The following is a 24,432-nucleotide window of genomic DNA, read 5'->3' on the forward strand; positions in this document are numbered from 1 at the left end:
TTGTCAAGCACTCTCCTTGGAGGAGTCGCCATGCGCTTTCTGTTCATAGCTCAGGGGCCGTCACATGTGCAGTGGCAGATACCGCTCGCCTGGGCGGCCCAACTAGCGGGCCACGAGGTCCTGGTGGCGACCAGGTCGTACTGCGTCGACCAGGTCACCCGAGCCGGACTGCCGGCGGTGGCGCTCGGCGATGAGGAGCGCATCGCCGCGCTGAGCCAACAGGTCAAGGACGAGCTCTTCGCCCAGGTCGGCCGCCGCGTCGCCGCGGAGGGCGGCAGCGTGTTCGTACCGAACGAGACCGAGATGCTGATCGCGGGCGGCCGCAAGATGGTCGCGATCGCCGAGGGCATGGCGGACGACGCGGTGGCGCTGGTCCGGGCCTGGCGTCCGTCCCTGGTCGTGCACGACACCGGAGCACTGGTGGGCATCGTCGCCGCCGAGGTGGCCGGCGTGCCCTCGTTCGGTCAGATCTGGGGCGCCACCGGCGACGGCATCTTCGACGTCGCCGACGAGCACATCCACCCCTACTTCGCCCCGCTCTTCGAGAAGTTCGGCGCCAAGATCCCGAGCGCCGCCCCGGTGTGGATCGATCCGACCGTGCCGAGCATGCGCTCACCGCTGCCGATCGAACGGATCGACATCCGGTACACGCCCTACAGCGGCCCCGGGGTGGTCCCCGACTGGCTGTGGCGTGAGCAGCGCGGCCCCCGCGTCTGCCTGACCAGCGGGATCTCGGTCGACGACGGGTCGCTGTGGAACGACACGGTCCAGCAGACGGTGGTCGACACCCTGCTGCGCCGCGGCTGCGAGGTGGTCCTGGCAGTGAAGAACGCGGACCACCCGGCAGTGCGCCAACTGCCGGACGGCATCCGGGTGATGGAGTCCTTCCCGCTCAACGTCCTGCTGCCGACCTGCGCCGCTGTGATCCACCACGGCGGCACCGGCACCGGCACCACCAGCCTTGCGCTGGGCGTCCCGCAGCTGGTGCTGGCCCACCACCCCATGCATCGCCAGTGGGGGACCCAGGTGGCGGCGGCCGGGGCCGGGCTGCTGGTGCGCACCGACGCGGAGGCCGACGTCGAGGCGGTCACTGCGGCCACACTGGCTGTCGTCGACGACCCGGACCTGCGGGAGAAGGCGGCCGGCATCGCTGCCGAGATCGCTCGGATGCCCACCCCCGCCACCGTCGTCGAGGTCCTTGCCGAGGTCGCGTCGGCACGCTCCACCAGCGCTCCGAACTGATTCGACGCGGCCGGGCGAGTCTCGGAACCACACTGCGGCATCGGTACCCAAAGGAGGCACCTGGTCATGCGTGGCATCATCCTCGCCGGCGGGAGCGGGAGCAGGCTTCACCCGATCACCCGAGGCATCTCCAAGCAACTACTGCCGGTCTACGACAAACCCATGGTGTACTACCCGCTGTCCGTCCTCATGCTGGCGGGCATCCGGGAGATCCTCCTCATCTCCGCACCCCGGGATCTGCCGCTGTTCCAGCGGCTGCTCGGCGACGGCTCCACGCTCGGCCTGGACATCCAGTACGCCGAGCAGCAGGAGCCCCGAGGCATCGCCGAGGCGTTCCTGCTCGGTGCCGACTTCCTCGCGGGCGAGTCGTGCGCTCTGGTGCTGGGCGACAACATCTTCCACGGCAACCGGTTCTCCGAACTCCTGCACGCGCACACATCATTGACCAACGGCTGTGTCCTGTTCGGCCACCCGGTGGCCGATCCGCAGCGGTACGGGATCGGCGAGCTGGACGCCGAGGGCCGACTCGTCTCCATCGAGGAGAAGCCCGTGGTCCCCAGGTCGAACCTGGCCATCACGGGCCTGTACTTCTACGACTCCCAGGTCGTGGAGATCGCCCGCGGGCTGCGCCCGTCCGCCCGCGGCGAGTTGGAGATCACCGACATCAACCTGCGCTACCTCGAAGCGGGTAGTGCCCAACTCGTCAATCTGGGCCGCGGTTTCGCCTGGCTGGACACCGGAACCCACGACTCGTTGATGGACGCGGGCCAGTACATCCAGACCCTTGAGCACCGCCAGGGCATCCGGATCGCCTGTCTGGAGGAGGTGGCCCTGCGGATGGGCTTCATCGACGTCGACGCGTGCTACCGACTGGGCGAGGCGCTCGGCAACTCCGGCTACGGCCAGTACGTCATGGCCACCGCGGCGGCCACCGGACTTCAGCGCATCCCCACCGCGGTGTCCCCTTGACGCCATCATTCGTGCTCACAACCACATGGGAAGGACCGGCAGGATGAGAGTCCTGGTCACGGGAGCGGCCGGGTTCATCGGCTCCCACTACGTCCGCACGCTCCTCGACGGCGGCTACGACGGCTACGAGACGGCCGAGGTCACGGTGATCGACAAGATCACCTACGCCGGCAACCGCGCCAACCTGCCGGCGAGTCATCCCCGGCTGACCTTCGTGACGGGGGACATCTGCGATCCCGCCCTGCTGCTGGAGGTCCTGCCGGGACACGACGCCGTCGTGCACTTCGCCGCCGAGTCGCACGTCGACCGGTCGTTGCACTCCGCCGCCGAGTTCGTGCGCACCAACGTCGCCGGGACGCAGACCCTGCTGGACGCCTGCGTGGCCGCGAAGGTCCAGCGGGTGGTACACGTCTCCACCGACGAGGTGTACGGCTCCATCGACCAGGGATCCTGGACCGAGCAGAGCCCACTGCTGCCCAACTCCCCCTATGCGGCTTCGAAGGCGGCCTCCGACCTGATCGCTCGCGCCTACTGGAGCAGCCACGGCCTGGACATGTCGATCACCCGGTGCAGCAACAACTACGGTCCGCACCAGCACCCGGAGAAGCTGATCCCGCGGTTCACCACCAGCTTGCTGGAAGGCGGTCGGCTGCCGCTGTACGGGGACGGTCGGAACGTCCGCGAGTGGCTGCACGTGGATGACCACTGCCGAGCGGTCCAGCTGGTGCTCACCCAGGGCCGGGCCGGCGAGACGTACAACATCGGCGGTGGCAGCGAGCAGTCGAACCGGCAACTCACCGAGCTCCTGCTGGACCTGTTCGGGGCCGATTGGAGCAGCGTCGAGCCGGTGGCCGACCGCAAGGGCCACGACCTGCGGTACTCGCTGGACGACAGCAAGATCCGCGAGGAGCTGGGCTACTGCCCGCAGATCTCCTTCGAGGACGGGCTGGCGGCGACCACGGCCTGGTACCGGGACAACCCGGGCTGGTGGAAGCCCCTGCTGCCGCAGGCGGCCCGGCGATGACGGCCGAGCCGACAGCCGACACCATGGCCGCGCACCCCCAGGTGCTCGTGGTGGGGGCGGGCCCGGTCGGCCTGGTTACCGCACACGAGCTGGCCCGGCGCGGGATCCGGGTACGGCTCGTCGACGCCGCCGACGGCCCGGCGACCACCAGCCGGGCCCTGGCCACCCATGCCCGGACCCTTGAGGTCTACGACCAGATGGGTGTGTTGGACGACCTGCTGCCACGCGGACAACGGGTGGAGCACTTCACCCTGCACCAGAACGGCCGACGGCTGGTGCGCTTCGATACCGACTACAGTCGGCTGCCCACCCGCTTCCCCTTCACCCTGATGGTCGACCAGGCGATCACGGAGGAGGTGCTGCGCGCGGCCGCCGCCCGGCACGGCGTCACTGTCGAATGGGGCGTCAGGCTGGAGGAGTTCGAGGACCACGGCGAGGAGGTCACGGCGGTGCTGCGGCACCCGGGTGGCAATGCCGAGCAGGTCACCGCGCAGTGGCTGGTGGGCTGCGATGGCGGCCACAGCACGGTCCGGAAGCAACTGGGCCTGCAGCTGACCGGCACCAGCACCGACACCTGGCTGATCGCCGACGCGGTCATCGACTGCGACCTGCCCCGCGACAGCATCCACTGGCTGCGTACCTCGACCGGCACGGTGATGATGGTCCCCTTCCCGCAGCCGGGCAAGTGGCGGCTGCTGGACACCGCGGAGATCGACTACCCGGACGAACAGGCGCTGGCCGAGCGCTTCGCCCGGAAGATCGAGGCCGGCTGCGGCCGCGCGGTCAAGGTCCACCCACCCAGCTGGGTCTCGGTGTTCACCATCCAGCAGCGAATGATCCCGAACATGCGCTCGGGCCGCTGCTTCGTGGCCGGGGACGCCGCTCACGTGCACAGCCCGGCGTCCGGCCAGGGCATGAACACCGGCGTCCAGGATGCCGTCAACCTCGCCTGGAAGCTCGCGGACGTCATCCGCGGCGGGGCCGACGAGTCACTGCTGGACAGCTACAGCGCTGAGCGCGTCCCGGTGGGTGCCGCCCTGCTCAAGTCGACCCGGATGGCCACCGTCCTGGTGCAGCTGCGCAACCGCTACGCGGCGGCCGGGCTGCGCACGATGTTCACCGTGGTCCGGTCCGTGCCGCCGCTCAAGTCCAAGATCCAACGCAAGATCATGGGCGGTATGTCAGCGCTCGACCTCTCCTACGCCGCCAGCCCGCTGACCCTCGCGGCCACGGCCGGGACGGACTGTGGGGAACGGGCGGCCAAGGTCACCGCAGCGCGGCTGGACGGCTCCGCCGGCTGGCGACAACTCGTGGCGGAGTTGCGCGAGCCGCACTGGAGCCTGCTCGCCTTCGTCTCCCCCGGCGACCAGGGCGACCAGGGCGGGCGTCTCCTGCGCTCGCTCGCCGACGAGTACGCGGGCTTCCTACGGGTGCGTACCGTCGGGTCCGCGAGCGGGAACACCGACGACGACAGCCGGCTCGGGCCGCTGCCCGACCCCGGCAACCACCTGCGCACCGACCTTGGCGCCGTCACCGGCGCCTGGGTACTGATCCGGCCCGACGGGTACGTGGCGGCGCGTGGCACCCGGCTCGCCGGCCAGGGCCCCGGGACGGCCATGGCCGCCCTGCGGGCGGTGGGACCACGCCCCTCGGCGGTGCCCGAGGCAGCGGCCCTGGAGCGCTGACCCGCCGACCGCGCACGACCTGGCCGGCCGGGTCCGCACCTGATGGTGCGGACCCGGCCGGCCGCCGCGTGCCGCCGGTCCGGCCCTACCGAACCGCGTCGAGCCGCAGCCGCCGGTACAGCGCACGGCACTCGTCGTAGCGCGCCAGCAGCCCCCGCTCCGCAGCCTGCGCCACGGTCGGTGCCTGTTCGTCCTTCGCGGAGAGCAACGGCGCGCCGGTGAGCGCGGTGTCCCAGGGCAGTGCCAGCTCCGGGTCGAAGGGGTTGATGTCGAACTGCGTGCCGGGGACGAACTCGGTGGAGCAGAGATAGCTGATGCAAGCGTCGGCGGTGAGCGCCACGAAGCCGTGCGCGAGGCCCTCAGCGATGAAGACCGCCGTCCCCTCCCTCGCGTCGAGCACCGTGGTGTCGTGCCGGCCAAAGGTCGGCGACCCCAGCCGCAGGTCCACCACCACGTCCAGCAGCTTGCCCCGCACGCAACTCACCAGCTTGGCCTGTCCCGGCGGGATGACCACACCGTGGATCCCGCGCAGCGTGTTGCGCGACGAGACCGAGTAGTTGACCTGCAACGGGCGGAAGGCATGACCGGTGGCGTGGGCGAGCTCCTGGTACTTGTAGGACTCGTGGAAGCTGCCGCGTTCGTCGACGATCAGTTGCGGAGTCACGCGGTAGGCATCGAGCACGGCCATCTCATGAATACCCATGACGCCGGACTGTAGGGGGCGCCGATCGAATGCCGGTAGCGCGCACCACCATCGGCCCCCTTCCCCGTCGATCCGTTCTCAAGCTGCTTCGGTCACGATTCCCTGGTTCGGGATGAGGACGCGGAACCGGCCGCGGGTACATGCACGGGGAGGTGCGGAGAGTGTCCCAGAACGACCGTCTCTCGGTTGTGGTGCTGGGTTCCGGCGGTTTCGTGGGCCGGCACGTCTGTGAGGCCTTCACGGACCGGGGAGCTCGTGTCCTGGGGGTCGCCAGGTCGGTACCGGCGCCGGGCACGGCGCCCCCCACCGTGCCGCTCGACCTGAGCAGCGCCCCGCCGGAGAAAGTGGCCGCGCTGCTGCGCGAGCATCGGGCCGACACCGTTGTCAACGCGGCGGGCGCGGTCTGGGGGGTGACGCAGGAGCAGCTGTTCCAGGGCAACGTCGAGCTCACCCGGAACCTGGTCGACGCGGTGTCCCGGCTGGACCGCCGGCCCCGGCTGATCCACCTCGGCTCGGTCCACGAGTACGGCGTCGGCGCTCCCGGCGCCGCCCTGGCCGAGGACCATCCGCCCCACCCGGCGAACCCCTACGGGCGTTCCAAGCTGCTCGCCACCGAGGCCGTCCTGCAAGCCACCAGGGAGCAGCGGCTGGACGGCGTGGTGCTGCGGATCGCCAACGTCTTCGGCCCGCACGCGCCGCGCGGCAGCCTGCTCGGCTTGATCGCCGCGCACCTGATCGCCGTCGCCCGGCACCACGGTCAGCAGCCGATGCCGGCGCTGCGGCTGTCCCCCCTGCGCGCGCGGCGGGACTTCGTCGACGTGCGCGACGTGGGCGCCGCGGTGGTCGCCTGCGCCACGGCCGCGTTCGACGAGCCGGCGGGCGGACGGATCGTCAACATCGGCTGCGGTCGAGCGGTCAGCGTGCGCCGGCTGGTCGACCAGTTGATCGCCCTCAGCGGGCTGGACGCCTCGGTGATCGAGGAGCACGAGGCGCCCGGTGAACGCGCCGGCGCGCAGTGGCAACAGGTCGACATCACCCGTGCCCGCCGCCTGCTGCACTGGTATCCGCGTTGGCCGCTGAAGCAGTCGCTGCGCGACCTGCTGGAGACGGCCGGCTGACAGCGGCGTCCTGCCCAACCTCAAGCGATTGTCGAACCCCGCCAGCGATGATCTCGGCCAGAACGGACGGTGCCCCGATACCCAAAACCGTGCAGGACCTCTCGGAACGCGCCGACGTGCGGCGCTGCCTGGCCCAGGACGTTGCGTCTTCGACAAGAGCTGAGGAACATACCATGTCTGCCATGCCCAGCTGCCGCATCTGCGGCGGTACGCTTCGCGAGGCCTTCGACTTCGGACGCCAGCCGGTGGCTGACGCGTTCGTGGCCCCGAAGGACCTCGCCAACGAGTTCTTCTACCGGCTGGCGGTCGCGATGTGCGCGACCTGCACGATGATGCAACTGGTCGAAGGCATCCCGCGCGAGCGCATGTTCCACACCGACTACCCGTACCTGGCGTCGGGCTCGACCGCGATGCAGGCCCACTTCCAGGGCGTCGCCCAGCACTTCCTGGACAACGAGCTCAAGGATCCCGGCTCCTTCATCGTCGAGTTCGGCAGCAACGACGGCATCATGCTGGAGACCGTCGCCCGGGCGGGGGTGCGTCACCTCGGCGTGGAGCCCTCCACGAGGGTGGCCGAGGCCGCCGCCGCCAAGGGCATCGAGGTGCGCAACGCCTTCTTCGAAGAGTCCACGGCGACCGAGATCTTCGCCGCACAGGGCCCGGCCAAGGTGATCTACGCCGCCAACACCTTCTCGCACGTCGACTACGTCGACTCGATCTTCCGCGGCGTCGACGTGCTGCTCTCCGCCGACGGAATCTTCGTCTTCGAGGATCCGTACCTGGCCGACATCGTCGAGAAGACCTCGTTCGACCAGATCTACGACGAGCACTACTACTTCTTCACCGTGCGCTCCGTGCAGGCGATGGCCGCCCAGTACGGCTTCGAACTGGTCGACGTGGAGTACCTGACCGTGCACGGCGGCGAGATCCGCTACACCGTGGCACGCCCCGGCGCCCGTACGCCGAGCCCCGCGGTCGCCCGGTACCTGGAGCGCGAGCGCCTCACCGGAATCGCCGAGCAGCGGACCCTGGACCGCTTCGCCGCCAACATCCATCAGCTGCGCGACAGTCTGCGCGACCTGCTGCTGCGCTGCCGTGAGCAGGGCAAGAGCGTCGCGGGCTACGGCGCCACCGCGAAGAGCGCCACCGTCACCAACTTCTGCGGCATCGGCCCCGACCTGGTCTCCTACATCTGTGACAACTCGCCCACCAAGCAGGGCCTGCTCAGCCCCGGCACGCACATCCCGGTGCGCTCCCCGGAGGAGTTCGCCCAGGACTACCCCGACTACGCGCTGTTGTTCGCCTGGAACCACGCGCAGGAGATCATGCACAAGGAGAGCCGCTTCCAGAGCCAGGGCGGCCAGTGGATCCTCTACGTCCCCAAGGTCCACATCCGCTGACCAACCCCGCCCACGGCTACCGACCGGAGGCCGGACCCTCGGTCACCGGCTCCCCGAGAGCCGCCACCAGCTCGTCCAGTGCCTCTCGCAGTGACAGCCGCGGCTGCCAGCCGGTGACCGCCCGGAACGCCGAGGAGTCGACGACAGTGCCGCGGAAATCCGCCGCCGTCGCCGTCTCCGGCGGCTGGACCGACAGCACGGGCACCGGCGGCAGCCCGGTCCGCCCGGACACACTGCCGGCGATGGCGGTGAAGAGATCGGCGACCGTCACCGGTTCCCCGGTTCCGACCAGCCAGTGCCTCCCGGCCAGCGCGTCCACGTGGTCCAGGCAGGCGGCGAAGGCGCGCGCGGCATCGGTCACGTGGACCAGATCGCGCTCCACCGCTCCCGCACCCCACATCGTGAGCGGCCGGCCGGCCAGGGCCATCGTCGCCATCGTGGTGACGACGCCGCGCCCCTCCACGCCCGGGGCGCAGCCGTACACGGTGGGCAACCGCAGCGAGATGCCCCGCAGGACGCCCTCGGCGGTGGCGGCCTTCAACGCCCGTTCGGCGTCCAGCTTCTGTCGAGCGTAGGTGGTCACCGGCTCGTCCGGTTCGCTGCCGTCGATCCGCCCGGGCCGGCCCACCTGGGAGGCCGAGCCGGCGAAGATCAGCACCGGCGGGCGCCGTTCGAGCCGACGGCTCGCCCGCAGCGCTCGGACCACCTCGTGCGCCAGGCCCACGTTGATCCGCTCGGCGACCTGATCACCCTCCGCCGCCCTCCAGTTCACCCCTTCGGCGATGTGCGCGACCAGGTGGACCACGATGTCGGCGTCCGCCACGGCCCGGGCCACCGCACCGGGTGCCGCCAGGTCGGCCGTGCGGACCTCGACCGCCGCAGCACCCGGCTGCGGGACGAGGCAGGGCCGCCGCCCCACCAACCGCAGCTGGACCGGCCGCCGGGCGAGCTCCGCCGCGACCGCCGATCCGATGTAGCCGGACGCACCGAGCACCACGACGAGCGGCCTGGTGGGAAGCATCGTCCTCATCCTCTCCGGGCCGGCCAACGGGAGGCGTCCACGGCTCACCGAGTCGCGGGCGGTCCGGCCCACCGCCAGTTCTGTCAGCGGAGTGACGAGCCCCGCTCGATCCTCGGTCGACGCCCGCTCGAGTCCTCTTCGACTACCGCTCGACGGTGGACCGAGGCAGGCCCGCCGGCTCTGGCCACGGTGTGCTCCGCTCTGCCATGGTCGGGTGGCCGGGGATCTCCGCCCCCGGCCCGGAGGAGTCATGAAGACACGTCAGCTCACGGTGCCCGGCGCCTGGGAGATCGAGCTCGACCCGCACCACGACGAGCGGGGCACCTTCGCCGAATGGTATGCGCAGGGAGCCTTCGCCGAGGCCCTGGGCACACCGCTGCCGGTCGCGCTGGCCGCCGTCTCGATCTCTCGCCGCGGCGTCGTCCGGGGCGTCCACTACGTCGAGACGCCCCCAGGCCAAGCCCGGTACGTCACCTGCGTGTCCGGCGAGATCCTCGACTTCACGGTGGACATCCGCACGGGCTCACCCACCTTCGGCCAGTGGGACTCGCTGCGTCTGGGCCCCGGCCACTGGCGGGCCCTCTACCTCACCGAGGGCCTCGGCCACGCGTTCACCGCGCTGACCGAACAGGCCACGGTTCTCTATCTGTGCTCGGCCCCGTACGCCGCCGAGCGCGAGCGCACCATCCACCCCTTCGACCCTGACCTGGCCCTGCCCTGGCCCACCGGCCTGGAACCCAACCTGTCCGAGCGCGACGCTCAGGCCCCGACCCTCGCGCAAGCGCGCCAGCTCGGCCGACTTCCCCGCTACACGCCACCACGCCCCTGACCGGACCGCAAGGGTGTCCCGCCGGTCCGTCCACGCCGCGGCAGCGCGTCCCGCCCACCGGACCCGGGCCCGCGTGATGGAGTGAGGAGCATGACCGCCGCTTCCCCCGCCCCGTACCGCGTCGCCCTGATCGGCTACGGTCTGGCCGGCGCCGCCTTCCACGCCCCGCTGATCGCCACCACCCCGGGCCTGAGCCTCTCCACGGTGGTCACGGCCAACCCCGAGCGCCGCGCCCGGCTGGCCGCGGAGCACCCGGGCGCCCGCGCGCTGGACACCCCCGAGCAGCTGTTCGCCGAGGCCGGCGAGTACGACGTCGCGGTCGTCGCCACCCCGAACCGCACCCACCTGCCGCTGGCCCGGGCGGCACTGACCGTGGGCCTGGCCACCGTGGTGGACAAGCCGCTGGCCACCACCGCCGAGGAGGCCCGCGCGCTGTGCGGCTTCGCCGAGGCCCGCGGCACGCTGCTGACCGTCTTCCAGAACCGGCGCTGGGACAACGACTTCCGCACCGCCCGGCGGCTGATCGAGGCCGGCGCGCTGGGCCGGGTGCACCGCTTCGAGTCCCGCTTCGAGCGGTTCCGGCCCAAGCCGAAGGCCGGCTGGCGCGAGCTGGCCGACCCGGCCGAGGCCGGCGGCACCCTCTACGACCTGGGCAGCCACCTGGTGGACCAGGCGCTGACCCTGTTCGGGCCGGTCGGCAGCGTCTACGCGGAGATCGACGTGCGGCGCGACGGCGCGGTGGTCGACGACGACGCCTTCCTCGCCCTCAGCCACACCGGCGGCGTCCGCTCGCACCTGTGGACCAGCGCGATCGCTCCCCTGGCCGGGCCCCGGCTGCGGGTGCTCGGCGACCGTGCCGGCTACGTCAAGGACGGCCTGGACCCGCAGGAGGCGGACCTGCGGGCCGGCCGGCGCCCGGGCGACGGCCGGCCGTGGGGCGTCGAGGACCCCGCCCGGCACGGCACCCTGGGCACCGACGAGCACGCGACGCAGCTGGTCACCGACCCCGGCGACTACCCCGCCTTCTACGCCGGCCTGGCCCATGCGCTGGCCACCGGAACCCCGCCCCCGGTGGACCCGCTGGACGCGGTCGCCACGCTGGGCGTGCTGGAGGCCGCCCGGCAGAGCGCCGCGACCGGCAACACCGTCCTGCTGCACTGAACGCCCCCGGCGACACCCTGGGTGACCGACCCCGGTTGTCGTACCATCGGCCTGAAGGTCTGATTCCCACGCCGCGTCCCGCGTCGTGTCCCGCGTCCCCGCCGCAGCCCCGAGGAGGTCGGTCGTGCATCCGCTCGTCCTGCTGCTCGGCCTGCTCCGGCTGCTGACCGGCGACCTGCTGCCCGGTGGCAGCAGCGGCCTCACCGCGCTGGCCACGGCCGCCACCCTGGTGGTGCTGGCCGGTGTGCTCTCGGCCACGTTCGTGCTGGCCCGGCTGCTCGGCTCGCGCGCCCCGCACGCGGTGCGCGACGGCACCCTGCGGCGGCACGCCCTGCGCACCGCCTTCCTGCCGCAACGCGATCCGGACGCCCGGGGCCGCCGCCGGCCCAGGGCACCGGGCGCGGCCCTGGCGGCCGCGTAGCCTTCCGGGACCAGCCTCCCGGCACCGTCCGGCACCCACGTCCGGGCACCCCCGCGTACCACCGCGCGCTGCGCGGCCGTCCGCCGTCTCACATCCCGTCAGACGCCGGAGGGCCCACCCCGCATGTCCATCTTCTCGATCTTCGATCCCGCCATCGGCCTCGCCCACACCGTGGTCGGCGCCTTCGCGCACGTCGTGCCAGCCGCGGCCGCGATCGTGCTCTTCACCATCTGCGTGCGCCTGGCACTGCACCCGCTGGCCCGGGCCGCGGCCCGCGGCGAGAAGAGCCGCACCCGCCTGGCACCGCGGGTCGCCGAGCTCAACAAGAAGCACAAGGGCCGTCCCGAGCAGTTGCAGGCCGCGCTCGCCGAGCTGTACCGCGAGGAGCAGGCCTCACCGTTCGCGGGCTGCCTGCCGATGCTGGTGCAGATCCCGTTCTTCTCGGTGATGTACCGCCTCTTCACGCTGCCCACCGTCGACGGCGTCCACAACGACCTGCTCGGGCACACGCTGGCCGGCGTGCCGCTCGGCACCCACCTGGGCGCCGCGCACGGGGTGGGCCAGTACGCCGTGTTCGGCGTGCTCTACGCGGCGCTGGCCGCGGTCGGCTACGTGGGCTTCCGCCGGGCCAGGGCCGCCGCCCAGGCCGCGCCGCAGGCTCCCGGCGCGGCGATCGCGCCCTACCTCGCGTTCGGCACGGTGCTGTTCGCGGCCCTGGTCCCGCTGGCCGCCGCGCTCTACCTGCTGACCACCAGCGCCTGGTCCGCCGCCGAGCGCGCCCTGCTGCACCGCGGCACCGGGGCGGCCGGCGTGCCGGCCGCCCCGGTCGAGGAATCCGCCCCGGCCACGGCAGTCGTCCGGGCCAAGGGATCCGCCCGGACCAAGGCAGCTGCCCCGGTCAAGGGATCCGCCCGGGCCAAGGCGCCCGCCCTGCCCGCGCCCCGGCCGGCGGCGAAGACCGCCGCCCGGCCGGCCCGTCAGCGGCGGTCCCAGCCCGCGAGGTAGGCGTCGATCTCGCCGGCGATCCGCTGCTTGCCGCTCCGGTCCAGGAACGAGGCCTCCACCGCGTTCTTGGCCAGGGCGGCCACGCCCGCCTCGTCCAGCCCGAGCAGGTTCGCGGCGACCGCGTACTCGGTGTTCAGGTCGGTGCCGAACATCGGCGGGTCGTCGCTGTTCACGGTGACCAGCAGGCCCGCGTCCACGAACCGCTTGATCGGGTGCTCCTCCAGCCGCTCCACCACCCGGGTCGCCAGGTTGGAGGTCGGGCAGACCTCCAGCGGGATCCGGTGCTCGCCCAGGTAGTCCATCAGCGCCGGGTCCTGGTACGACTGCGTGCCGTGCCCGATCCGCTCGGCGCCCAGCTCGCGGATCGCGTCCCAGACCGTCTGCGGCCCGGTGGACTCCCCGGCGTGCGGCACGCTGTGCAGGCCCGCCGCCCTGGCCCGGTCGAAGTAGGGCTTGAACTGCGGCCTGGGCACCCCGATCTCCGGCCCGCCGAGGCCGAAGCTGACCAGCCCCTCGGCGCCGACCTCGAGCGCCAGCCGCGCCGTCTCCTCCGCCGAGGCCAGACCCGCCTCGCCCGGGATGTCGAAGCACCAGCGCAGCACCACGCCGAAGTCCCGCTCGGCGCACGTGCGGGCGTCCTCGATGGCCTCCATGAACGCCACGTCCGGGATGCCCCGGCGGACCGAGCTGTACGGGGTGACGGTCAGCTCCGCGTAGCGGATCTGCTGGCGGGCCATGTCCCGGGCCACGCCGTAGGTGAGCGTGCGCACGTCCTCGGCGTCGCGGACCAGGTCGACCACCGAGAGGTAGACCTGGATGAAGTGCGCGAAGTCGGTGAAGGTGAAGTACTCCGCGAGCGCCTCGGGATCCGCCGGCACCTGGCTGCGGCCCTCGTAGCGGGCGGCCAGCTCGGCCACCACCCGCGGCGAGGCGGAACCCACGTGGTGCACGTGCAGTTCCGCCTTGGGCAGTCCGGCGATGAACGCCTGGATCCCGTCGGTCCCTCGGGGCATGCTGATCTTCTCCTTGGTCGTCCGGCTGGACAGACTTCGCATCATGGCATGCCGGACGGCGCCACGGCCTACCCGCCCAGTGCGGTGGCCACGGTGTGGATCAGCAGACCGGCCAGCGCCCCGACCACCGTGCCGTTGATCCGGATGAACTGCAGGTCACGCCCCACGTTGGCCTCGATCTTGCGCGAGGCGTCGGCGGCGTCCCAGCCCGCCACGGTGTCCGAGATCAGCGAGGTGATCTCCGACCGGTAGGTCTCCACCACGTACTGCGCCGCGTCCTGCAGCCAGCCGTCGGTCTTGGCCTGCAGACGCTCGTCGGTGGCCAGCCGCCGCCCGAACGAGCCGACCCCCGCGCGGATCCGGCGGCGCAGCTCGCTCTGCTCGTCCTCGGCGGCGTTCAGCACCAGGGTGCGCACCGCGCTCCAGGAGGAGGCGATCAGCTCCTGCACCTCGTCGCGGGCCAGCAGCTCGGCCTTGGCCCGCTCGACCCTGGCCTGGGTGGCGGCATCGGTCTGCAGCTCCACCGCGAAGTCGGCGAGGAAGGTGTCGATCGCGCCGCGGGCCGGGTGCTGCGGGTCGTCCCGGATCGCCGTGACGAACCGCATCAGCTCCTTGTAGACCCGCTCGCCGACCTGGTGGTCGATGAACCTGGGCGTCCAGCCCGGCGACTTTATGGCGACCTTCGAGACCACGTCCTGGTGGTGCTCGCTCAGCCAGTCGTGCGCCCGGACGGCGACCAGGTCGACCACGCCGTGGTGGCCGCCGTCGGCGACCACCTTGCCGAGCAGCCGTCCGATCGGCTCGGCGACCTGGGTGGCCGCCGCCCGCCTGGTGATCGCCTCGCCGACCACCGCCTGCACGTCCTCGTCGCGCAGCACCGCGAGCACCCCGCGCAGCGCCGCCGACGCCTCGGTGGTGACCCGGTCGGCGTTGGCGGGCACCGCCAGCCACTCGCCAAGCCGACGGGCGACGCCGAGCGCGGCCAGCCGGCTGCGCACCACCTGCGCGGAGAGGAAGTTCTCGCCGACGAACTGGCCCAGCGAACGGCCGAAGGCGTCCTTCTTGGTCGGGATGATCGCGGTGTGCGGGATCGGCAGGCCGAACGGACGCCGGAAGAGCGCGGTGACGGCGAACCAGTCGGCCAGCGCGCCGACCATGCCGGCCTCGGCGGCGGCCGAGACGTAACCGGTCCAGCTGCCCCAGCCGGCCGCGCCGGCCCAGGTGGACAGGGCGTAGACCACGGAGGCCACCGCCAGGAACCCGGTCGCGATCGCCTTCATCCGGCGCACGCCGCGGCGCTTCTCCTCGTCCGCCGCGGTGAACCGGACGCCCGCCCCGGCTGCCTGCGCGCTGTTCTCGCTCTCCACCCGACCAGTGTCACCGATCGACGGGGCGATCAAGCGTTCTCCCGTCCCTGACCTCACCCTGACCTCACCCTGAGCCCCCGCCGGCCGGGGCCCTCCCGGCCCGCGCCGGGCTCAGCCCCAGCGCGCGTAGGCCCGGTTCACGAAGCCGCGCCAGGCGGGCTGCCGCCGCAGCCGCCGCCGCAGCTGGACCGGCACCAGCCCGCGCCACACCTGCACCACCAGCGCGGGCTCGGCCGGCGTCGAGGCATCCGGTGCGGCCACCGCCAGGGGCTGCGCCGCCCGCTCCCCCGCGACCAGGTGCATGGCCGGCTCGCCGTAGGCCGCCTGATAGCGGATCAACCGGCGCAGCGCCGCCACCCGGCCGCGGCAGGCCAGTTCGAGCCGCAGCCGGTCCCGGGCGGCCACCGCCTGCAACCGCACCGGCGGGCAGTGCCGCTCGACCAGCCGGCCCACCCCGGCGCAGAGCCGCCGCTGCGCCGCGACCTCCAGCGTCAGGAAGTCGGTGCACAGCAGCTGCGGCAGCTCCCAGCCGAACACCCAGTCCAGCAGCACCGCCAGCTCCGCCCCCGGCTCGGCCAGCTGCCGGACCACCTCCACCAGCGCGGCCACCCCGCGCAGCCGCTCCTCGTGCCGGGGCCGCCCGGGGCCGGCCACCGGCCCGGCCGCCCGGCCTCCCGCTGCCCGATCCTGCTCCTCGTCCGTGGGCCCGTCCGTGGCCGCGTCCGCCTCGTCCGTCGCCTCGTCCGGTTCGGCCGCCACCAGGCAGTCCTCCCCACCCAGCACCGCGATCCGGCGCGAGCTCAGGCAGGCCGCCAGGGTGAGGGGGCGGGCCGCGTGCTCTCCGAGCTCCAGCCGCGGACGCAGCCCGGCGCCGGTCAGCAGGTCGCGCCGGAGCAGCGCGACCGCGCCGAGCGCCCCGGAGAGCACACAGTCCACCGCCTCGACCCGGGTCCAGGACCGGTCGAAGATCGCCCGCCGGTCCCACGCCCGCCGCCCCAGCACCACGTCGGCGCGGGTCCGGTCGGCCAGCGCCACCAGGCGCTCCAGCGCCTGGGCGGCGAGCGGCTCCTCGGGGCCGAGCAGGAGCAGGTACCGCCCGCGCGCCAGCTCGGCCAGCTGCCCGGCGGCCGCCGGCTCGACCGCTCGGACCAGGTCCGGGTACCGCTCGGCCCAGCCGCGCAGCCGCAGGCCCGCAGCGCAGTCGGTGGCGCAGTGGTCGGCCGGACCGTGGGCACAGTCGGCGACGGCCAGCACCTCCAGCGCGCCGGAGCGCCGGCGTCGGATCGACTGCGCCGGCAGCGCCGCGAGCGCCGCCGACCGGGCGGCCGGCGCGTGGCGGACCGCCAGCACCACGGTCACCTCGGGCACCGGGGTGCCCTCGCCCCCGCCCGCCCGCGCACTGCCCGCCACACCATCACCTCGCCGCAGGACTCAACCGCCGCCGCCCCGCCCGGGTCACGCCCGTTCAGCCGATCGCGACCCCCGCGTACATCCGCGCGATCACGTCCTCGATCGCCGGTTCCCGCACCGAAAGGTCGAGCAGCGGGTAGCGCTCGGCGACCGCGGCCACGATCGGCGCCGCGCTGCGCTGGGCCGGGAACGCCAGCCACTGCCGACTGCCCTCCACCTTGACCACCCGCGCGCCGGGCACCTCGATCGGCGCGGCCTCCCTGGCCAGGTCGACCACCAGGACCCGCTCGCTCTCGCCCGTCGCGTGCAGCCCCGGCAGGTCGCCGTCGTAGACCACCCGGCCGTGGTCGATCACCATCACCCGCCCGCACAGCTGCTCGATATCGGTCAGGTCGTGGGTGGTCAGCAGCACGGTGGTGCCGCTCGCGTTGATCTCCCGCAGGAACTCGCGCACCCGCGCCCTGCTGACCACGTCCAGGCCGATGGTCGGCTCGTCCAGGTAGAGCACCTGCGGGTCGTGCAGCAGCGCGGCGGCCAGGTCGCCGCGCATCCGCTGGCCGAGCGAGAGTTGGCGCACCGGGGTGTCCAACAGGTCGCCCAGCTGCAACAGTTCGACACACCGGGCCAGATTGGCCCGGTACCGAGGGGGTGGGATCCGGTAGAGCCGGCGGGCCAGCTCGTAGGAGTCGCGCAGCGGCAGGTCCCACCAGAGCGTGGTGCGCTGGCCGAAGACCACCCCGATCCGGCGGGCCAGGGCGACCCGGTCACGCGCCGGGTCCACCCCCGCCACCCGCAGCCGGCCCGAGGTCGGCACCAGGATCCCGGTGAGCATCTTGATCGTGGTCGACTTGCCCGCGCCGTTCGGCCCGATGTAGCCGACGCACTCGCCGGCCGCCACGGTGAAGCTCAACCCGTCCACCGCGCGCACCTCGCGCCGCTCACGGCGCAGCCGGCCGGTCCTGGTCCGGATACTGAAGGTCCTTGACACATCGTCGAGTTCGATCAGGCTCATGACTGACTTCCTTTCAGTGGAGCGGAGCTGACGGTTGATCAGCTGCCGGTGCCGCGGTAGGCGCGCAGCCCGGCCCGCCAGGCGAGCCCGGCGCCCAGCGCGCTGAGCACGGCCGCCAGCGGCGAGGCCAGGCCGAAGGCCGCCGGCAGGCCGAGCGGGTCCGGGCGGTCCAGCAGGTAGAGCAGCGGCAGCCAGTTGACGAAGGCCAGCGGGATCCCGAAGGTGGCCCCGGCGAGCAGCTTCCTGGCGTAGATGCCGGGCGGGTGGCTGAGCAGACTGGCGCCGCCGTAGGTGAAGGCGTTCTGGAACTCCCGGCTCTCGTCCCACCAGAACTGCACGGCCGCACCGGCCACGAAGACCGCCCCGAAGATCACCGTGCCGCTGATCAGCAGGGTGGGCAGCAGCAGGATCCGCCCCCAGGTCCAGTGCAGCGGCAGCTCGCCGAGCGACCAGCCGAGCACCGCCAGCGCCTGCAGCGGACGCGCGATCCGGCGCAGCGTGAAGCGCTCGGCGCAGACCATCGAGAGCGCGGGGGCCGGCCGGATCAGCAGCACGTCCAGCTCTCCGGAGCGGATCCGCTCGCCCAGCCCGTCCACCGAGCCGATCAGCAGGTCGGCGACCCCCAGCGAGAAGCCCGAGGTGCCGTAGAGCAGACCGATCTCGGGCAGCGTCCAGCCGCCGAGCCGGCCGGTGTGCCGCAGCATCAGGACCAGCACCACGAAGTCCAGGCCGGTGATGGCCAGGCTGCCCAGCGAGGTCAGCACGAAGGAGGTGCGGTAGGAGAGTGCGGCGCGCATCCACATGGCGGCTGCCAGCCGCCAGGAGGTGGCCGCCCAGCAGACCCGTGCGACCAGCGGGTCAGCCACCCTGGACCACCACCTTGCGGGTGGCCAGCGCCTGGGCCAGGCGCCCGGCGGCGAGCAGCAGCACGGCCCAGAGCAGCTGGAACCCCAGCTCGCCCAGCACCCGCCCGGTCAGCGGCCGGTCGCCGTAGCGCTCCAGGAAGACGTCGCAGGGCACCTGGATGATGGCCGACCAGGGCAGCGCCTGGGCCGCCTGCCGCAGCCCCTCGGGGAAGAGGGTGAGCGGCAGCAGCATCCCGGACATGAACATCGAGATCACCAGCATCAGCGCGCGCAGCCCGTCCGCGTCGTGCAGCCAGAAGGCGGCCACCGAGACCAGGAACCGCAGCCCGAAGCTGACCAGCACGGCGAGCAGCACCGAGACCAGGAAGACCGGCCAGGTCAGCACCGAGTGCGGCAGCACGGCCTGTCCGGCCAGCACTCCGACGGCCAGCGGGACGACGCCGCGGGTGAGCAGCTGGAAGGCCGCCCGGCCCAGCTCGGCGGCCAGCCACCAGCCGAGGAAGTCCACCGGGCGGTACAGGTCGACGGCGATGTCACCGGTGCGGAAGCGCGCCTGGATGTCGTCCTGGAACCCGCCGCCCCAGGCCGCGACGGTCACCAGCAGCGCCTGGCTGACCCAGATGTAGGTGACGGCCTGTTCGGTGCCGTAGCCGCCCAGGCCCGGCTTGGCCCGCCACAGCGCCAGGAAGGTGGCGGCCAGGATGAACCCGAAGACGGTGTTGGTGAAGGCCCCGGCCAGCGTCGCCACCCGATAGGTGGAGTAGCGGCGGAAGCCGCCGCGCGCGATGGCCAGGTAGAGCCCGGCCGACGTGTCCATCAAATATCTCCTTGTCGACTTTTCGGCGAAGCTGCCGCTCCGCACGCGAACAGGACGGCGCCGCCCGGCACGGGGCCGCGCCCAAGAGCCCCGACCGATGGACACCCGGGGGGTCCGGGGCCTCGTTCGGGGCTGCGACAGATCTGAGGTTGTGTCAGACCACGGTAGCGGCCCGCCCCCGCGACGGCAGGGGTTTTTCCGCGGACTCACCCGGACGCGCCGATGCCCCCGGTGCGCCGAGGCGCGGCGCCGGGGGCATCAGGGGCACAGCAGCGTCAGTGCGCGTGCGCGGCACCCGCTTTGGCGGCCGAGACCGCCCCGTTCAGCTGCTCCGCGGCCCGCTGCAGGCCGTTCACCGTCTGCTGGAGAGCAGCCGGGTCCGCGGGGGACAGAGCGGGCAGGGTGGGCAGCGTGATCGGGATCCCGAGGCTGGCCAGCAGGTTGGTGATCGTGGACAGCAAGGAGCTGAGCAGCGCGGTCAGCGCACCGACGCCCGGCAGGGTGGTGGGAAGGCTGGTCGGCAGGGCCGGCAGGGAGGGAAGGGTGACCGGCAGCGACGGAAGGCTCGTCGGCAGCGCGGGGAGCGACGGAAGGCTCGTCGGCAAGCCGGTGGGCAGGGTGATCGGCAGCGACGGCAGGCTCGTCGGCAGGGTGATCGGGAGCGACGGCAGCGCCGGATCCGCATCCCGCACCGGCATGGCAGGCATCGCCGGCATCGGCAGCGAGGCCAGGTGCGCCGCCACCACCGCCAGCGCGTCGGGGTCCCGGGTGGGGACGGCCGCAGCCGCGGCGCCGACCGTGGTGAGGCTCATCGCCGCGGTGAGCGCGGCAGCCGTCCAAAGGGCACGCATGAGGGTACTTCTCCTGTTCCAGGGGGCTCGGGGAGTCGCGACGGAACGCATCCGCCGCACTCCACACGGTGAGTCAGCCGACCCACCCCAGCCACCCCGCCTAGCCCGAACGAGGAGGAGCCCCACCTGACACCAGGCGGGGCCCTCGACATGCCAACGGCGCCGGCGGTCCTACAGGTAGAGCCCCGTCGACCCCTCCGAGTCCTTCAGCCGCTCGGCGGCCACCGCGTGCAGGTCACGCTCGCGCAGCAGCACGTAGGTCGCGCCGCGCACCTCGACCTCCAGCTTGTCCTCGGGGTCGTACAGCACCCGGTCCCCGGGCTCCACCGCGCGCACGGACTGGCCCACCGCGACCGCCTCCGCCCAGGTGCACCGCTTGCTCAGCTCGGCCGTGGCAGGGATCAGGATCCCGCCCGTCGAGCGGCGCTCGCCCTCCCCGCCCTCGGTGCGCACCAGCACCCGGTCATGCAGCATCCGGATCGGCAGCTTCTCGCCCAGCCGGTCGTGTCGGCCGTGTTCGGGCAGCCCGGTGGACACCGGCTGCTCGGCCTGCTTGCTCTGCTCGTCGTTCGCGCTCACGCCCAGACGGTACCTGGCGCGGGCCCGCGCCGGAGCGCTGGCCCACGATCCGTCCCCGGTCGGTCGCCCCGCTCGCGTCAGTCGCTCTTGCGCTTGCGCGCCGAGGCGACCAGCAGCAGCACACCGCCGCCGACCAGCACCGCCGGCACGATCCGCTCCTTGCGCGGCTGGCCCTTCTCGTCCACGAACTGCGCCTTCACCTGCTCCACGGCCCGGCTGGCGCCGACGTAGAGCCGCCCGGCCCGCTGCTCCACCGCGGCCAGCGCCTTCGCCCGCACCTGGGCGGCGACCGTGGTCGGGTGCACCCGCATCGCCAGCTCGTCCAGCGTGTCCGCCAGCTGCGTGCGGGTGCGGGCGATGTTCGCCTCGATCTCGGCGGTGCTCCGCCCGGCGTCGTCCCGCACCGCGTCCTTCGTCTTCCCCTTGCCCACCCGGGCCACCTCACTCGCCTCGCGTCACGGTCTGCTCCCGCTCAGTCTGTCAGCTCCCCCGCCAGGGCGCGCAGTCCCACCCACCATCAGAGGTAGGTTTGCCGATGGCACGACCACCTAGTCCAGCACAGGAGATCAACCGTGACTGAGCGTCTCCAGGCCGGGGACACCGCCCCCGCCTTCTCCCTGCCCGACGCCGACGGCAAGCAGGTGTCCCTCGCGGACCACCTCGGCCGCAAGGTGATCGTCTACTTCTACCCCGCCGCCCTGACCCCCGGCTGCACCACCCAGGCCTGCGACTTCACCGACAACCTGGAGGTCTTCGCCGGCGCCGGGTACGACGTCATCGGCATCTCGCCGGACAAGCCGGAGAAGCTCGGCAAGTTCCGTGAGACCGAGAACCTCAAGGTCACCCTGCTCTCCGACGCCGACAAGTCCGTCCTTGCGGCCTACGCGGCCTACGGCGAGAAGTCCCTCTACGGCAAGACGGTGGTCGGCGTGATCCGCTCCACCGTGATCGTCGACGAGCAGGGCAAGGTCGAGCGGGCCCTCTACAACGTCAAGGCCACCGGCCACGTCGCCAAGCTCCTGCGCGACCTCAAGGTCGAGGCCTGACCCGACCCCCACAGCGGTGGCGGCGAAGTCGACCACATCAACGGAGACTGGTCGGACAACCGACCCAACAACCTCCGCCTCCTCTGCCCCAACTGTCACGCCGTTACCGCGACCTACTGTCGCCGCAAGAAGATCAGCGCGTCGTCGGATCTCACCAACGGGATGTGAACAACCCGCCGGACCCAAGTACCATTGGCCGCAGCAGTTCCTGCGGCCGTGGCGCAACGGCGACGCAAGCGGTTTAGGTCCGCTGGCCCGTGAGGGCTTGAGGGTTCGAATCCCTTCGGCCGCACTCAGGTTCACCTGCGAGGAGAAGGCCGGGCTGAGAGCTTCAGCCCGGCCTTCTCCTCGCGTTGGGCTCACCCCAGCAACTCCCCCACCACCGGCGCCAGTTCCCGGAACGCCTGGCCCCGGTGGCTGATCGCGTTCTTCTCCGCCGCGGTCAGTTCCGCGCAGGTGCGGGTCTCGCCGAGGGGCTGCAGGATCGGGTCGTAGCCGAAGCCGCCCTCGCCCGCCGGGGCCGTGCGCAGGGTGCCCAGCAGGCGGCCCTCCACCACGCGTTCGGTGCCGTCCGGCAGGGCCAGCGCCGCCGCGCAGGCGAAGTGGGCGCCGCGGTGCGGGTCGGCGATGTCGGAGAGCTGGGCGAGCAGCAGCTCCAGGTTGGCGCGGTCGTCGCCGTGCTTGCCGGCCCAGCGGGCGGAGAAGATGCCGGGCGCACCCCCGAGGACGTCCACGCACAGGCCGGAGTCGTCGGCGACGGCGGGCAGGCCGGTGGCCCGGGCCAGCGCGTGGGCCTTGAGGAGGGCGTTCTCGGCGAAGGTCACGCCGGTCTCGCGGACGTCGGGGATCTCGGGGTAGGCGTCGGCGCCGACCAAGTCGACGTCGAGGCCCGCGGCGCCGAGGATCGCGCGCAGTTCGATGACCTTGTGCTGGTTGCGGGTGGCGAGGACGAGGCGTCGGGGAGTGCTCATGACCCCCGAGTATCCCCCGTCCCGCCCCAGTCGCCGCCCAACGGCCCGCTGACGGGCCGCCGCCCGGCCGTGCGACGGCCCGTCAGCGGCTCAGCCGGTGCAGACCTTCGTCAGGTTCGACGCCGCGTCACCCATCGGCCCGAGGTCGGGGACCTGCTTGGCGTCGATCGCCTGCTGTGCCTTGTCGGCCTGCTGCTGCAGGTCGGTGACGGCCTTGGAGACGTCGGTGCCGCCGGCGTTCCTGCCGAGCTTGTCGAGGTCGGCCTTGAGGTTCGCCAGCGCGCGCCCGGCCGCGGCCGGGTCGTTGTTCGCGTTGCCGTAGGCGCTGTTGAGCTGGCCGAGGTCGGTGCCGACCCGCACCGCCGTGTTGCCGCAGTCGAGCGCCTTCTGGGTGGCCGAGCAACTGACCGCACTGAGCGGGAGGACGAGGATCAGCGCGGCCACGGCGAGGGCGGCGGGACGGGTCATGCTCTGCTGCATCGCGGTCCTCCGATGCGGTGTGCTGGTCCGGGAACCGTACGTTCCGGACGGCGCCGTGTACAGCCCCGCCCGCCCACCCTGACGTGATCCGTTCGGATCCGATCAGCCGTCGAGCGCCTTGCGCTGGATCTCGTCCAGTTCGGCGCAGCCCAGCGTGCCCAGGTCGAGCAGCTGGTTGAGCAGGTCGCGGTCGAACGGCGCCCCCTCGGCGGTGCCCTGGACCTCGACGAAGCGGCCGTCGGCGGTGCAGACGATGTTCATGTCGGTCTCGGCGCGCACGTCCTCCTCGTAGCGCAGGTCGAGCATCGGCACGCCGTCGATGATGCCGACGCTGACCGCGCTGACGCCGCCGGTGATCGGCTGCCCCTTGGCGCGCAGCAGCTTGCGCTCCCGGGCCCAGGAGACGGCGTCGACCAGGGCGACGTAGGCGCCGGTGATCGCGGCGGTGCGGGTGCCGCCGTCGGCCTGCAGCACGTCGCAGTCGAGCACGATGGTGTTCTCGGCGAGCGCGCGGTGGTCGACCACGGCGCGCAGCGAACGGCCGATCAGCCGGCTGATCTCGTGGGTGCGGCCGCCGATCTTGCCACGGACGGACTCGCGGTCGCCGCGGGTGTTGGTGGCGCGCGGCAGCATGGCGTACTCGGCGGTGACCCAGCCCTCGCCGCTGCCCTTGCGCCAGCGCGGGACGCCTTCGGTGACGCTGGCGGTGCAGAGCACCTTGGTGTCGCCGTAGGAGACCAGGACCGAGCCTTCGGCGTGCTTGCTCCAGCCGCGCTCGATGGTGATCGGGCGGAGTTGGTCGGGCGTGCGACCGTCGATGCGTGACATAGCGTCTGAGCCTAGTCGCTCCACGCATACCGGACATACCCCGAGGGCCCGCCACCGCGGTGCGGTGACGGGCCCGGGCGGCGGTGCCGGATGAGCCTCAGCTCACATCATGTCCTCGATCTCGGCGGCGATCGGGTCCGCGTCGGTGCCGATGACGACCTGGATCGCGGTGCCCATCTTCACCACGCCGTGGGCGCCGGCGGCCTTCAGGGCGGCTTCGTCGATGAGGGAGGCGTCCTTGACCTCGGTCCGCAGCCGGGTGATGCAGCCTTCGACCTCTTCGATGTTGTCGATACCGCCGAGACCGGCGACGATCTTCTCAGCCTTGGTGGCCATTGTCTTTCTCCCTCTGTTTCGGCGTTCCGGTTGCTTTGCCGGAGGCCGTCCTGCGATGTGCCCTGCGGGGGTGGCCGGGATGACGCGGGCTCAGCAGCCCGCCGCGCACACCGGCGCGACCAGGATCACCCGGTTCCGGATGATGCGCCACGCTGGTACCCGATCGGCCCAGCACCGCGCGCACGTCGTGGATCTTCCTCCCAGGATGACGATGAGTGGGGTTCAGGTCCACGTCGGTACGGCTGCGCCACGACTGGTCTACACCAATACGGGTGTAC

General features: G+C 72.4%; 26 protein-coding genes, 1 tRNA gene and 1 pseudogene. 13 read left to right on the plus strand and 15 right to left on the minus strand.

Annotated elements, in window-relative coordinates; all coding sequences use genetic code 11:
• Window positions 1-30: 30 nt before the first annotated feature.
• The 4 genes from OG500_RS14510 to OG500_RS14525 all read left to right on the plus strand — a co-directional run bounded on the left by OG500_RS14510 (window position 31) and on the right by OG500_RS14525 (window position 4,920).
• The gene (locus OG500_RS14510; protein WP_329580455.1) at window positions 31-1,242 is read left to right on the plus strand and encodes a nucleotide disphospho-sugar-binding domain-containing protein; all 1,212 of its coding nucleotides are present in this window, start codon (window positions 31-33) and stop codon (window positions 1,240-1,242) included.
• 66 nt (window positions 1,243-1,308) lie between these two features.
• Window positions 1,309-2,211 (plus strand): glucose-1-phosphate thymidylyltransferase RfbA, encoded by a 903-nt coding sequence (gene rfbA / locus OG500_RS14515; RefSeq protein ID WP_329580458.1) that lies wholly within the window; start codon window positions 1,309-1,311, stop codon window positions 2,209-2,211.
• Window positions 2,212-2,254: 43 nt separating this feature from the next.
• Window positions 2,255-3,235 (plus strand): dTDP-glucose 4,6-dehydratase, encoded by a 981-nt coding sequence (gene rfbB / locus OG500_RS14520; RefSeq protein ID WP_329580461.1) that lies wholly within the window; start codon window positions 2,255-2,257, stop codon window positions 3,233-3,235.
• Window positions 3,232-4,920, plus strand: coding sequence for an FAD-dependent oxidoreductase (locus tag OG500_RS14525; protein ID WP_329580464.1), 1,689 nt, complete (start codon window positions 3,232-3,234; stop codon window positions 4,918-4,920). Before rfbB ends, OG500_RS14525 begins: the two co-directional genes overlap by 4 nt.
• An 85-nt stretch (window positions 4,921-5,005) precedes the next feature.
• Here OG500_RS14525 and OG500_RS14530 read toward each other — a convergent pair whose 3' ends face one another.
• Window positions 5,006-5,623, minus strand: coding sequence for a dTDP-4-dehydrorhamnose 3,5-epimerase family protein (locus tag OG500_RS14530; RefSeq protein ID WP_329580467.1), 618 nt, complete (start codon window positions 5,621-5,623; stop codon window positions 5,006-5,008).
• A gap of 140 nt (window positions 5,624-5,763) precedes the next feature.
• Here OG500_RS14530 and OG500_RS14535 point away from each other — a divergent pair, with 140 nt between their 5' ends.
• Window positions 5,764-6,741, plus strand: coding sequence for an NAD-dependent epimerase/dehydratase family protein (locus OG500_RS14535; RefSeq protein WP_329580470.1), 978 nt, complete (start codon window positions 5,764-5,766; stop codon window positions 6,739-6,741).
• A 182-nt stretch (window positions 6,742-6,923) separates the two neighbouring features.
• Window positions 6,924-8,141: a class I SAM-dependent methyltransferase gene (locus tag OG500_RS14540; protein ID WP_329580473.1), complete on the plus strand. Its 1,218-nt coding sequence runs from the start codon at window positions 6,924-6,926 to the stop codon at window positions 8,139-8,141.
• A 16-nt stretch (window positions 8,142-8,157) separates the two neighbouring features.
• On the opposite strand, the gene OG500_RS14545 is transcribed toward OG500_RS14540, so the two are convergent.
• Complete coding sequence (locus tag OG500_RS14545; protein ID WP_329580476.1) at window positions 8,158-9,162, minus strand: NAD-dependent epimerase/dehydratase family protein; 1,005 nt, start codon at window positions 9,160-9,162, stop codon at window positions 8,158-8,160.
• Window positions 9,163-9,412: 250 nt separating this feature from the next.
• Here OG500_RS14545 and OG500_RS14550 point away from each other — a divergent pair, with 250 nt between their 5' ends.
• From OG500_RS14550 to OG500_RS14565, 4 genes are all read left to right on the plus strand, one after another.
• Window positions 9,413-9,991, plus strand: coding sequence for a dTDP-4-dehydrorhamnose 3,5-epimerase family protein (locus OG500_RS14550; protein ID WP_329580480.1), 579 nt, complete (start codon window positions 9,413-9,415; stop codon window positions 9,989-9,991).
• Window positions 9,992-10,081: 90 nt separating this feature from the next.
• Window positions 10,082-11,152 (plus strand): Gfo/Idh/MocA family oxidoreductase, encoded by a 1,071-nt coding sequence (locus OG500_RS14555; protein ID WP_329580483.1) that lies wholly within the window; start codon window positions 10,082-10,084, stop codon window positions 11,150-11,152.
• A 124-nt stretch (window positions 11,153-11,276) separates the two neighbouring features.
• Window positions 11,277-11,573, plus strand: a complete 297-nt coding sequence (locus tag OG500_RS14560) for a DUF6412 domain-containing protein (protein ID WP_327067106.1) — start codon at window positions 11,277-11,279, stop codon at window positions 11,571-11,573.
• Between the two features lie 123 nt (window positions 11,574-11,696).
• The gene (locus tag OG500_RS14565) at window positions 11,697-12,578 is read left to right on the plus strand and encodes a YidC/Oxa1 family membrane protein insertase (protein ID WP_327067107.1); all 882 of its coding nucleotides are present in this window, start codon (window positions 11,697-11,699) and stop codon (window positions 12,576-12,578) included.
• Here the strand turns inward: OG500_RS14565 and OG500_RS14570 are convergent.
• The 9 genes from OG500_RS14570 to OG500_RS14610 form a co-directional block, all read right to left on the minus strand.
• Window positions 12,551-13,591 (minus strand): adenosine deaminase, encoded by a 1,041-nt coding sequence (locus OG500_RS14570; protein ID WP_327067108.1) that lies wholly within the window; start codon window positions 13,589-13,591, stop codon window positions 12,551-12,553. The two genes, OG500_RS14565 and OG500_RS14570, sit on opposite strands and share 28 nt — an antisense overlap.
• Window positions 13,592-13,659: 68 nt before the next feature.
• Window positions 13,660-14,871 carry a DUF445 domain-containing protein gene (locus OG500_RS14575; protein ID WP_327071562.1) on the minus strand — a complete coding sequence of 404 codons (1,212 nt, stop codon included), beginning with the start codon at window positions 14,869-14,871 and terminating at the stop codon, window positions 13,660-13,662.
• A 198-nt stretch (window positions 14,872-15,069) separates the two neighbouring features.
• On the minus strand, window positions 15,070-16,368 hold the full coding sequence (locus OG500_RS14580) for a hypothetical protein (RefSeq protein ID WP_329580492.1): 1,299 nt from the start codon (window positions 16,366-16,368) through the stop codon (window positions 15,070-15,072).
• A gap of 55 nt (window positions 16,369-16,423) precedes the next feature.
• Window positions 16,424-17,380, minus strand: a complete 957-nt coding sequence (locus tag OG500_RS14585) for an ABC transporter ATP-binding protein (RefSeq protein ID WP_329580495.1) — start codon at window positions 17,378-17,380, stop codon at window positions 16,424-16,426.
• Between the two features lie 38 nt (window positions 17,381-17,418).
• A complete protein-coding gene (locus OG500_RS14590) occupies window positions 17,419-18,246 on the minus strand; it encodes an ABC transporter permease (protein WP_327067111.1) in 828 nt (275 codons plus the stop codon).
• Entirely contained in the window at window positions 18,239-19,063 is an 825-nt protein-coding gene (locus OG500_RS14595; RefSeq protein ID WP_329580499.1) for an ABC transporter permease, read from the minus strand. Before OG500_RS14595 ends, OG500_RS14590 begins: the two co-directional genes overlap by 8 nt.
• 275 nt (window positions 19,064-19,338) lie before the next feature.
• Window positions 19,339-19,914 (minus strand): hypothetical protein, encoded by a 576-nt coding sequence (locus OG500_RS14600; protein ID WP_329580502.1) that lies wholly within the window; start codon window positions 19,912-19,914, stop codon window positions 19,339-19,341.
• Window positions 19,915-20,085: 171 nt separating this feature from the next.
• Entirely contained in the window at window positions 20,086-20,388 is a 303-nt protein-coding gene (locus OG500_RS14605) for a GroES family chaperonin (protein ID WP_327071563.1), read from the minus strand.
• Between the two features lie 182 nt (window positions 20,389-20,570).
• Window positions 20,571-20,924: a DUF3618 domain-containing protein gene (locus tag OG500_RS14610; RefSeq protein WP_327067114.1), complete on the minus strand. Its 354-nt coding sequence runs from the start codon at window positions 20,922-20,924 to the stop codon at window positions 20,571-20,573.
• Window positions 20,925-21,065: 141 nt separating this feature from the next.
• On the opposite strand from OG500_RS14610, the gene bcp reads away from it, so the two are divergent.
• The 3 genes and pseudogenes from bcp (at window position 21,066) to OG500_RS14625 (ending at window position 21,831) form a co-directional block, all read left to right on the plus strand.
• On the plus strand, window positions 21,066-21,539 hold the full coding sequence (bcp, locus tag OG500_RS14615) for a thioredoxin-dependent thiol peroxidase (protein WP_327067115.1): 474 nt from the start codon (window positions 21,066-21,068) through the stop codon (window positions 21,537-21,539).
• Between the two features lie 24 nt (window positions 21,540-21,563).
• Window positions 21,564-21,707, plus strand: a pseudogene (locus tag OG500_RS14620) (HNH endonuclease); the annotation flags it as partial.
• A gap of 42 nt (window positions 21,708-21,749) precedes the next feature.
• A tRNA-Leu gene (locus OG500_RS14625) sits at window positions 21,750-21,831 on the plus strand.
• A 67-nt stretch (window positions 21,832-21,898) separates the two neighbouring features.
• Here the strand turns inward: OG500_RS14625 and rdgB are convergent.
• The 4 genes from rdgB to OG500_RS14645 form a co-directional block, all read right to left on the minus strand.
• Entirely contained in the window at window positions 21,899-22,510 is a 612-nt protein-coding gene (gene rdgB, locus OG500_RS14630) for an RdgB/HAM1 family non-canonical purine NTP pyrophosphatase (RefSeq protein ID WP_327067116.1), read from the minus strand.
• Between the two features lie 90 nt (window positions 22,511-22,600).
• Window positions 22,601-22,990 carry a hypothetical protein gene (locus tag OG500_RS14635; protein ID WP_329580506.1) on the minus strand — a complete coding sequence of 130 codons (390 nt, stop codon included), beginning with the start codon at window positions 22,988-22,990 and terminating at the stop codon, window positions 22,601-22,603.
• Window positions 22,991-23,092: 102 nt separating this feature from the next.
• On the minus strand, window positions 23,093-23,818 hold the full coding sequence (gene rph, locus OG500_RS14640) for a ribonuclease PH (protein WP_329580509.1): 726 nt from the start codon (window positions 23,816-23,818) through the stop codon (window positions 23,093-23,095).
• Window positions 23,819-23,920: 102 nt separating this feature from the next.
• A complete protein-coding gene (locus OG500_RS14645; RefSeq protein WP_327071564.1) occupies window positions 23,921-24,211 on the minus strand; it encodes a PTS glucose/sucrose transporter subunit IIB in 291 nt (96 codons plus the stop codon).
• Window positions 24,212-24,432: the final 221 nt, after the last annotated feature.

The sequence above is a fragment of the Kitasatospora sp. NBC_01250 genome (assembly GCF_036226465.1).
GTDB lineage: Bacteria > Actinomycetota > Actinomycetes > Streptomycetales > Streptomycetaceae > Kitasatospora.